This window comes from Paenibacillus taiwanensis DSM 18679 (assembly GCF_000425125.1).
Taxonomy (GTDB): domain Bacteria; phylum Bacillota; class Bacilli; order Paenibacillales; family Paenibacillaceae; genus Paenibacillus_B; species Paenibacillus_B taiwanensis.
On record NZ_AULE01000004.1, the window covers coordinates 57,364 to 64,551 of the forward strand.

Consider the following 7,188-nt stretch of genomic DNA (forward strand, 5'->3'; position numbering starts at 1 on the left):
GAGGAACGTATCATGACAGCATCGGCAATACCGCCACATGGTGGGCAATTGATAAATCGTCTCGTGGAAGGCGATGCTCGCGAACAATTACGATCAGATTTGGCAGGAGCGCCTGTCATTAAAATTAATCGCTGGACACTCTCTGATCTTGACCTTATCGGTGTGGGGGCATTCTCACCATTAACAGGCTTTATGAACGAAGAGGATTACCATCGTGTAGTGTCGGAGATGCGATTGGCCGACGGTACGGTATGGAGCATTCCAATAACCTTGGCAGTAGCGCCTGCGACCGTGAAGGAATTGGAGGTTGGCAAGCTGACTGCCCTTGTAGGGGAAGAGGATCATATTTTGTATGGCTCCTTGTTAGTGGAGTCCATCTATGAAGTTGATCCTTTTCACGAAGCGATTCATGTGTTTAAGACGTCTGATGTTGCGCATCCAGGTGTTCAGAAGCTGCTGGATCGTCCGACCACATATGTTGGTGGAAGTATTCAGTTATTGGAACGACCAAAGCCAGAACGTTTTCAGGACTACTATTTTGACCCGTCTGAGACAAGAAGATTATTTGCAGAAAAAGGTTGGCGTACCGTTGTAGGTTTCCAAACACGTAACCCTGTTCACCGAGCACACGAGTACATTCAAAAAAGCGCGATGGAGATAGTGGATGCTTTGTTCTTAAATCCATTAGTAGGGGAGACCAAGTCTGATGATGTGCCAGCTGATGTGCGCATGCGCAGTTACTTGGCACTCATTGATGGATATTATCCTGCGGATCGGGTATTTTTAGGTGTCTTTCCGGCTGCTATGCGCTACGCAGGTCCTAGAGAGGCTATATTCCATGCGATTGTACGGAAAAATTATGGATGTACACACTTTATCGTAGGACGAGATCATGCAGGTGTAGGCGATTATTATGGTACTTATGAAGCGCAGGAAATATTCCGTCGCTTTGAAGCTGAAGAGCTAGGGATTACACCGTTATTTTTTGAACATAGCTTTTTCTGCAAAGCGTGTGGCAATATGGCATCAAGCAAGACTTGCCCGCATCCGAAGGAAGAGCATCTGACGTTATCTGGGACAAAGGTAAGAGCTATGCTGCGAGATGGTGTATGCCCGCCGCCTGAGTTCTCTCGTCCTGAAGTCGCCCGCATTTTAATTGAGGGGATGACGGAGCCAATCGTTCGCGTGTAAATGAATAAGCATTACAGGACATGCGTATATTTGTCCACCTTCCCCCATATAGATGTTATATGGTAATGGGGCGGAGGTGGACTATTTTTGATGTGGAGCAAAAATAACGATCATAACGTGCAATCATCGCAGCAAAGACAACGCAAAAGCCGGATTTTGTGGATACCATTAAGACATGTCCGGCAATGGCTAATAAGTATATGCCTTGTCATTCTAGTTATCGTCATAATGACCGCAGACATGCCTGCAACCCAAACATGGACTTATTGGACGACGCCGTTGTCAGGGAAAATAGTGGCTATAGATGCAGGTCACGGCGGGGCTGATGGTGGGGCAAGCAGCAAACAAGGTGTCATTGAGAAAGATATTAATCTTGCAATAGCGCTGCACCTACGGGATTATTTACAGCAGGCAGGGGCAATTGTAGTCATGACTAGAGAAGGGGACTATGATCTGGCTGACAAAGATACGAAGGGATACGCCAGGAGGAAAGCAGAGGATTTAAAACGTAGAGTCCAAATAATTTCCGAGAAGCAAGCAGATTTGTTAATCAGCATACATATGAACAGTATCCCCTCCAATAGATGGAGTGGGGCACAAACGTTTTATGCCAAAAGTATGCCTGACAATGAAAAGCTGGCCAAATTCATCCAATCCGAAATTCGACGTAATCTGGAAAATACCGAACGTGTGGCCAAGTCGGACGACCGAAATTTATATTTGCTGCGAATGCTCAAAATTCCATCCGCGTTGGTTGAGGTAGGTTTTTTGTCACACCCTGAGGAATCTAGGCAGCTTGCTGATGAACAGTACCAACTAAAAGTAGCAGCCTCTGTGTATAAGGGCATTTTACGTTACATGTCTGGAGAAACCGTTGGTAATGATTAACGGTGTGATATAATGGACATGTATGGAGGAAGTATAAAGCTCAAGTATAGATAGAGACGAGGTGCTTCGCTTGATAACTAGGGAACAATGTATAGACGTGCTGCAAGGGATTAAAGAACCTGTAAGCGGACGTAACTTAACAGACATTCAATGGATACGTGACATGATGATTAAGCCTGATCAAGTTTCACTGACAGCCATCGTTGCACCAGACCATGCATCAGCAGAGCGACGTGAACAGCTTATTGAGGAGATTAAGCGTCGTATGAATACTTTAGGTGTTGCAGATGTACATGTACGTATCCGTATTGCCTCCGAGCAGGAGTTATCAGCTATTGGTATTTATGCCGAGCGGCCGGACGCTAACGAGGGAACTTCATCTGAGCGTACTCCACAAGGTCATGGTGCGGGACTGGAGAATCTTAGTCCGCTGCTTGCGGAGTCCTCTAACGTAACTTTTATTGCAGTTGCTAGCGGGAAAGGTGGAGTAGGCAAGTCGACGGTTACCGTGAATTTGGCGGTCGCGTTGGCGCGCCTAGGAAAAAAGGTAGGTCTGATCGATGCTGATATTTACGGCTTCAGTGTCCCTGATATGATGGGAATTGAGGATAGACCAGTCATTGAGAATGAACGGGTCATACCAATAGAGCGCTTTGGGGTCAAAGTGATGTCTATGGGATTTTTTGTGGAGGATAACAGTCCGGTTGTATGGCGAGGTCCTATGCTCGGTAAAATGCTTCGAAACTTTTTCCAAGAGGTAGAATGGGGAGAGTTAGACGTTGTACTGCTTGATTTGCCGCCAGGTACCGGAGATGTAGCTCTTGATATTCATCAAATGATTCCGCAAAGCAAGGAAATTATTGTGACGACGCCGCATTCAACTGCCGCATTTGTTGCTGCTCGTGCGGGTACGATGGCCATTTCTACGAAACATGAGATTGTAGGTGTAGTGGAAAATATGGCTTATTTAGAATGTGGCTCTTGTGGCGAGAAAGAATATGTTTTCGGACGTGGAGGCGGAGGAAGACTGGCTGAAGCGTTGTCCACAAGACTGCTGGCACAAATTCCATTAGGGGCGCCAGATAATCATCCTTCGGAACCTGATTTTTCACCATCCGTATATAAAGCTGATTCCACAATAGGTGGGTTGTATTTGGAGTTAGCACAATCCTTGTTAGATCATGAAGGTTTGATCTAATCACTCAAGCAATCTATACGCATATTTAAAAGGGGGCGTTATAACACGCTCCCTTTCGTTTCCCTTCCTCATTAGACCAAATGGCTAACTGTTCTTCTTATTTTGACCACCTTCGCTGTCCCCGCCTGACGAACCGGCTTCTTCACCTGATTCGCTATTTTGCCCTTCGCCCTTGGATTTTTCTTCTTTAGGCTGAAGCTCTTCTTTTACAACCTTAGACATAATCTCCATCACTTCAAGCTTAAACATCGGGCTGTTCATGGCATCCTTCATTAAGGTCATCATTTGTTTTCGGTATTCCGGTGACTTCATAGCGTCCAGATAAGCCTTCATGGTATCAGGTGACTTTAATATATCCCCAACTGACTTTTGATACGAAGGATCTTTGATCAACTCCTTATGAAGCTGTTTGTTTTCCTTGCTGATTGCCTTAGCGAATTCCCCGGCAAATTTAGGGTCCTTCATCACCTGCTCAAGCACCTTATGGTAATCAGGCGATACTAGTGTATCTTTGACAGCGAGTCTTACTTGCTCCTGCTGCTGCATATTCAAGGATTGCATTTGAACGGTATTGGTGGAGCCTTGTGCTTCCTGGATCGCTTTTTGCCCTTCTTCCGTCTTAAGAATATCAACGACCATCGTCTTAAGCTCCTTATAATCCACTTGATTGCCGGAAGCTTGCTGGTCTTGGCCGCAGGAGGTGACTAACAACATAAGTGCAATACCTAATACAGTAGTACGTATGACCGCTAATCGCATAGGCATGGTTCTCCTTTCTCAACTCACTTCACGCGTAGTATGGCGGAATAATTTATGAATTATGTTCAAAAGCGATAGTTTTTTTATGCGAATATTGGTAAAATAATGAACATTGCGGAGGTGGAGCCCCTTGAATCTTAGAAAATGGTCATTTTTATTTTGGACAACCTTGTGCGTGGGGGGAGCAGTCATGTTACTGACAGGACTGTCCATGCAATTGTTCCAGCAAGAGCTAGGCAACCTTAGAGGTATTGCAGATGTTTTTGTTAACTTGTTCCAATTGTCCATTAGTGGTTTTATGATTAGTGTATATGCACAGATGGGTTTCTTTGCGTATTTGACGCTTAATTATATTGCCCTTGGTCTATTCAAAAAAGGCTGGCAGTATATTCAAGTCGTCTTAACCGTTTTTGTTCTGCTTGACGTTATGTTTTTACGCACGATGCTTGGCGAGGAGCGGGATATTGCTTCAGATGTGATCATTGGGTTAGCGATGCTTGCTGTGGCCATTGTTGTAACTATATTTAAGGTCAAAGGCACCAATCGCGGGGCGTTCATTCCGACTATGTTCTTTATGATTGTGGCGACGACCATTGAGACGTTGTCTGCTTTAAATGTCAGCCACATGGCTACCTGGTTTGTATTTATCCCTTTAGTTTCATGTAATGCGTATCAAATCTTAATTTTACACCGACTTTTACGTTCAAATACTGCAAATAGTGAAATTTTGCCTGTAGCGGCCAAAAGCTGACGGATATCCGTCAGCTTTTTTACATATTATTGATCTTGTATCGTTTTATTTTTCATTTCTGTTTGCTGGATTAACTCGGATACGGTGACAAACTCATACCCTTTAGCTCTTAATTGATCTATGATTGCAGGTAATGCAAGGTGAGTCTGTTTGCTGGAGTCACTGGCGTGCATTAGAATGATGTCTCCTGGATGAGCTCTGTCAATGACACGCTTCGTAATGTTGTCAGCACCAATGTTTTTCCAGTCAAGTGAGTCTGTATCCCACTGTATAACTTTATAATTAAGCTGTTCAGCAATACGCAGTACACGTTTGTCAAAGTCGCCATTAGGCATCCGGATCAGGTTAGGCTCCTTGCCAGTAATCTCAGATAACATCTGATGTGCGGTCGAAATCTGCTTACGAATCTCATCGTCATTTAAACTGCTGTAATTGACATGTTTATGCCCGTGACTACCTATTTCGTAGCCAGCCTCAACCATCTTTTTTACGGTCTCAGTGTGCGTTTTGCTCCAAGGGGAAGATAGGAAAAAGGTCGCTTTTTTTAAGCCTTTCTGTTGAAGTATGTCCAAAATTGGTTGTGTACGCTTGTCTCCCCAGCTGATGTCAAACGTAAGCGCCACAACTTTCTTATCTGTAGGAATACTGTAAATGGCGGAAGGGCTTCCTTCAGAAAAGACCGTAATGTTGTCGCTTTCGACATAGACGATACCCGCGGCAAATAATGCGGCAACAATCAGCAAGAAGACGCGTTTAATTTTTTTACCGCTAAACACATAAAAAGAATTCATGCAACGTGCGCTCCTCTCGTTACGTAGCTAACGTTAGCGGCAGGCCTCTACGGGCTTGTCACGCTTGTTTAATACACTGTATGCTGAATTGATGGAATTATGACTTGTAAAAGGGAGAGGGACGAAGAGTATGTTAAGCTTGCGATCGTTTTGCACAACACTAAATGAAATCAAATGGTACATCGCATTAGCGTGCGTATTGTTTGTAGGGGGATACTTTATAGGTCATGGTTGGAATGGCTTAGAGTCATTTTTGAAGCAACAGCTTGAAGGGATCGGTCAAATTAAAGATTCATTATCCAATTCCTCGAATAAAGAGTTATCCTTTTTTGTGTTTATTTTTTATAACAACGCACTAAAGGCAATCTTTATTATGTTTGCAGGGATAGCTTTCGGCTTGCTGCCTTTAGGTTTTTTGATTATTAACGGTATGGTGATCGGCTTTCTCATTCGAATTATGTCGGAAAATAACGTGGATCTACTTACGGTTGTTGTTCGTGGGTTGCTGCCCCACGGCATACTAGAGATACCAGCTATTCTGATAGCGGCTGCCTTTGGAATGCGATTTGGTGTTCTTGCATTGCAGCGTATGAGCAAGGTTTATCGTTCCAACAGTGCCAATCCAACCATCGGGCTGTGGGCGAAGAAAACGGCAGCGGGAGCAGTTTGGATTACGCTAGTGCTGTTGGTTGCGGCTATTATAGAAAGTACGGTGACGTTCTGGTTAATGAGTGGAGCAGCTTAAGTAAATGTATTTTTGGGATAGGATTTGAGCCAGTTTGCGGTAGTCTAACGATGAGGTTTGCACCATTAATTCTAGTCATATCTTAAAATAAACAGATGCATAGTGATAAAAAGCAGTAAAAATGTGCATAACAGTAAAGCGGTCCATCTTAGTCACGCATAACGAGGCGAACTCGTCATCATTGACAAAGAGAACGGGCCGCTTTTGTTCTTTTGAACGTAAGTCGAAGTTGTTAAGGGGGTCATTAGGCCATGTTGGGATTTCTATTTAATGAGCAGGAGTGTAAAGAGTTAGGTTATATGTTACGCAAAGAGTTAGATGAAATGCTCTTGGATCTGGGAGATAACCGTTTAGACAAAGACGTTCGCAGAGCGATCGCTGCTAGATATCGAACGGTATTTAGAATGTATGCTCGGATTGCGACACCTAAAGACTTGTCGCGTTATGCACGCAACCACAGGCTAATTCCAATGTAGATCTTCGATGCAGTTAGATATAGATAGCCTGCGGATGCTGTGGGCGTGTTAAATGGGCTAGCAAGGGATCTTAATAAACAGATTTCAAACTTTTTTTGAAAAAAGGGTTGACGTGTAATATCAAATTATGATAAATTATCTTTCGTTCCCTTCTTGAGCGAACAAGCTTAAAGAAGAAACACAAGTTGAATTGAAGAAAAAACTTAAAAAAAGTTGTTGACTTCAATTGAACAACATGATATATTATAAAAGTCGCCGCTGAACGGCGGTGAAGAAAAGAAAGTAACTAACAATTGTTCCTTGAAAACTGAACAACGAGCAACGTTGAATGAAGGACATGACTTCGGTCATGAAGCGCATTTAACGGGAATGTTAAGAATCACGAGATT

General features: G+C 43.6%; 8 protein-coding genes. 6 read left to right on the top strand and 2 right to left on the bottom strand.

Annotation, left to right across the window (positions count from 1 at the left end; genetic code table 11):
* Window positions 1–12 precede the first annotated feature (12 nt).
* The 3 genes from sat (at window position 13) to H509_RS0101655 (ending at window position 3,277) form a co-directional block, all read left to right on the top strand.
* On the top strand, window positions 13–1,191 hold the full coding sequence (sat, locus tag H509_RS0101645) for a sulfate adenylyltransferase (RefSeq protein ID WP_028543540.1): 1,179 nt from the start codon (window positions 13–15) through the stop codon (window positions 1,189–1,191).
* Window positions 1,192–1,281: 90 nt separating this feature from the next.
* Complete coding sequence (gene cwlD, locus H509_RS0101650; protein ID WP_036695840.1) at window positions 1,282–2,079, top strand: N-acetylmuramoyl-L-alanine amidase CwlD; 798 nt, start codon at window positions 1,282–1,284, stop codon at window positions 2,077–2,079.
* A 70-nt stretch (window positions 2,080–2,149) separates the two neighbouring features.
* Window positions 2,150–3,277 carry an Mrp/NBP35 family ATP-binding protein gene (locus H509_RS0101655; RefSeq protein ID WP_028543542.1) on the top strand — a complete coding sequence of 376 codons (1,128 nt, stop codon included), beginning with the start codon at window positions 2,150–2,152 and terminating at the stop codon, window positions 3,275–3,277.
* Window positions 3,278–3,361: 84 nt separating this feature from the next.
* Here H509_RS0101655 and gerD read toward each other — a convergent pair whose 3' ends face one another.
* Window positions 3,362–4,036 carry a spore germination lipoprotein GerD gene (gene gerD, locus H509_RS0101660; protein ID WP_028543543.1) on the bottom strand — a complete coding sequence of 225 codons (675 nt, stop codon included), beginning with the start codon at window positions 4,034–4,036 and terminating at the stop codon, window positions 3,362–3,364.
* 190 nt (window positions 4,037–4,226) lie between these two features.
* On the opposite strand from gerD, the gene H509_RS0101665 reads away from it, so the two are divergent.
* Window positions 4,227–4,787 carry a KinB-signaling pathway activation protein gene (locus H509_RS0101665; protein ID WP_245595962.1) on the top strand — a complete coding sequence of 187 codons (561 nt, stop codon included), beginning with the start codon at window positions 4,227–4,229 and terminating at the stop codon, window positions 4,785–4,787.
* Window positions 4,788–4,813: 26 nt separating this feature from the next.
* On the opposite strand, the gene pdaB is transcribed toward H509_RS0101665, so the two are convergent.
* Complete coding sequence (gene pdaB / locus H509_RS0101670) at window positions 4,814–5,578, bottom strand: polysaccharide deacetylase family sporulation protein PdaB (protein ID WP_028543545.1); 765 nt, start codon at window positions 5,576–5,578, stop codon at window positions 4,814–4,816.
* Between the two features lie 130 nt (window positions 5,579–5,708).
* Between pdaB and H509_RS0101675 the strand changes: the two genes are divergently transcribed.
* Both H509_RS0101675 and H509_RS0101680 read left to right on the top strand, forming a co-directional pair.
* The gene (locus H509_RS0101675; protein WP_028543546.1) at window positions 5,709–6,323 is read left to right on the top strand and encodes a stage II sporulation protein M; all 615 of its coding nucleotides are present in this window, start codon (window positions 5,709–5,711) and stop codon (window positions 6,321–6,323) included.
* Window positions 6,324–6,574: 251 nt separating this feature from the next.
* Window positions 6,575–6,799, top strand: a complete 225-nt coding sequence (locus tag H509_RS0101680) for a hypothetical protein (protein ID WP_028543547.1) — start codon at window positions 6,575–6,577, stop codon at window positions 6,797–6,799.
* The last annotated feature ends 389 nt before the right edge of the window (window positions 6,800–7,188 follow it).

Coding starts and splice junctions, on each gene's coding strand:
- pdaB (WP_028543545.1), bottom strand. CDS start 5,578: ATGAATTCTTTTTATGTGTTTAGCGGTAAAAAAATTAAACGCGTCTTC.
- sat (WP_028543540.1), top strand. CDS start 13: ATGACAGCATCGGCAATACCGCCACATGGTGGGCAATTGATAAATCGT.
- H509_RS0101675 (WP_028543546.1), top strand. CDS start 5,709: ATGTTAAGCTTGCGATCGTTTTGCACAACACTAAATGAAATCAAATGG.
- cwlD (WP_036695840.1), top strand. CDS start 1,282: ATGTGGAGCAAAAATAACGATCATAACGTGCAATCATCGCAGCAAAGA.
- H509_RS0101665 (WP_245595962.1), top strand. CDS start 4,227: ATGTTACTGACAGGACTGTCCATGCAATTGTTCCAGCAAGAGCTAGGC.
- gerD (WP_028543543.1), bottom strand. CDS start 4,036: ATGCGATTAGCGGTCATACGTACTACTGTATTAGGTATTGCACTTATG.
- H509_RS0101680 (WP_028543547.1), top strand. CDS start 6,575: ATGTTGGGATTTCTATTTAATGAGCAGGAGTGTAAAGAGTTAGGTTAT.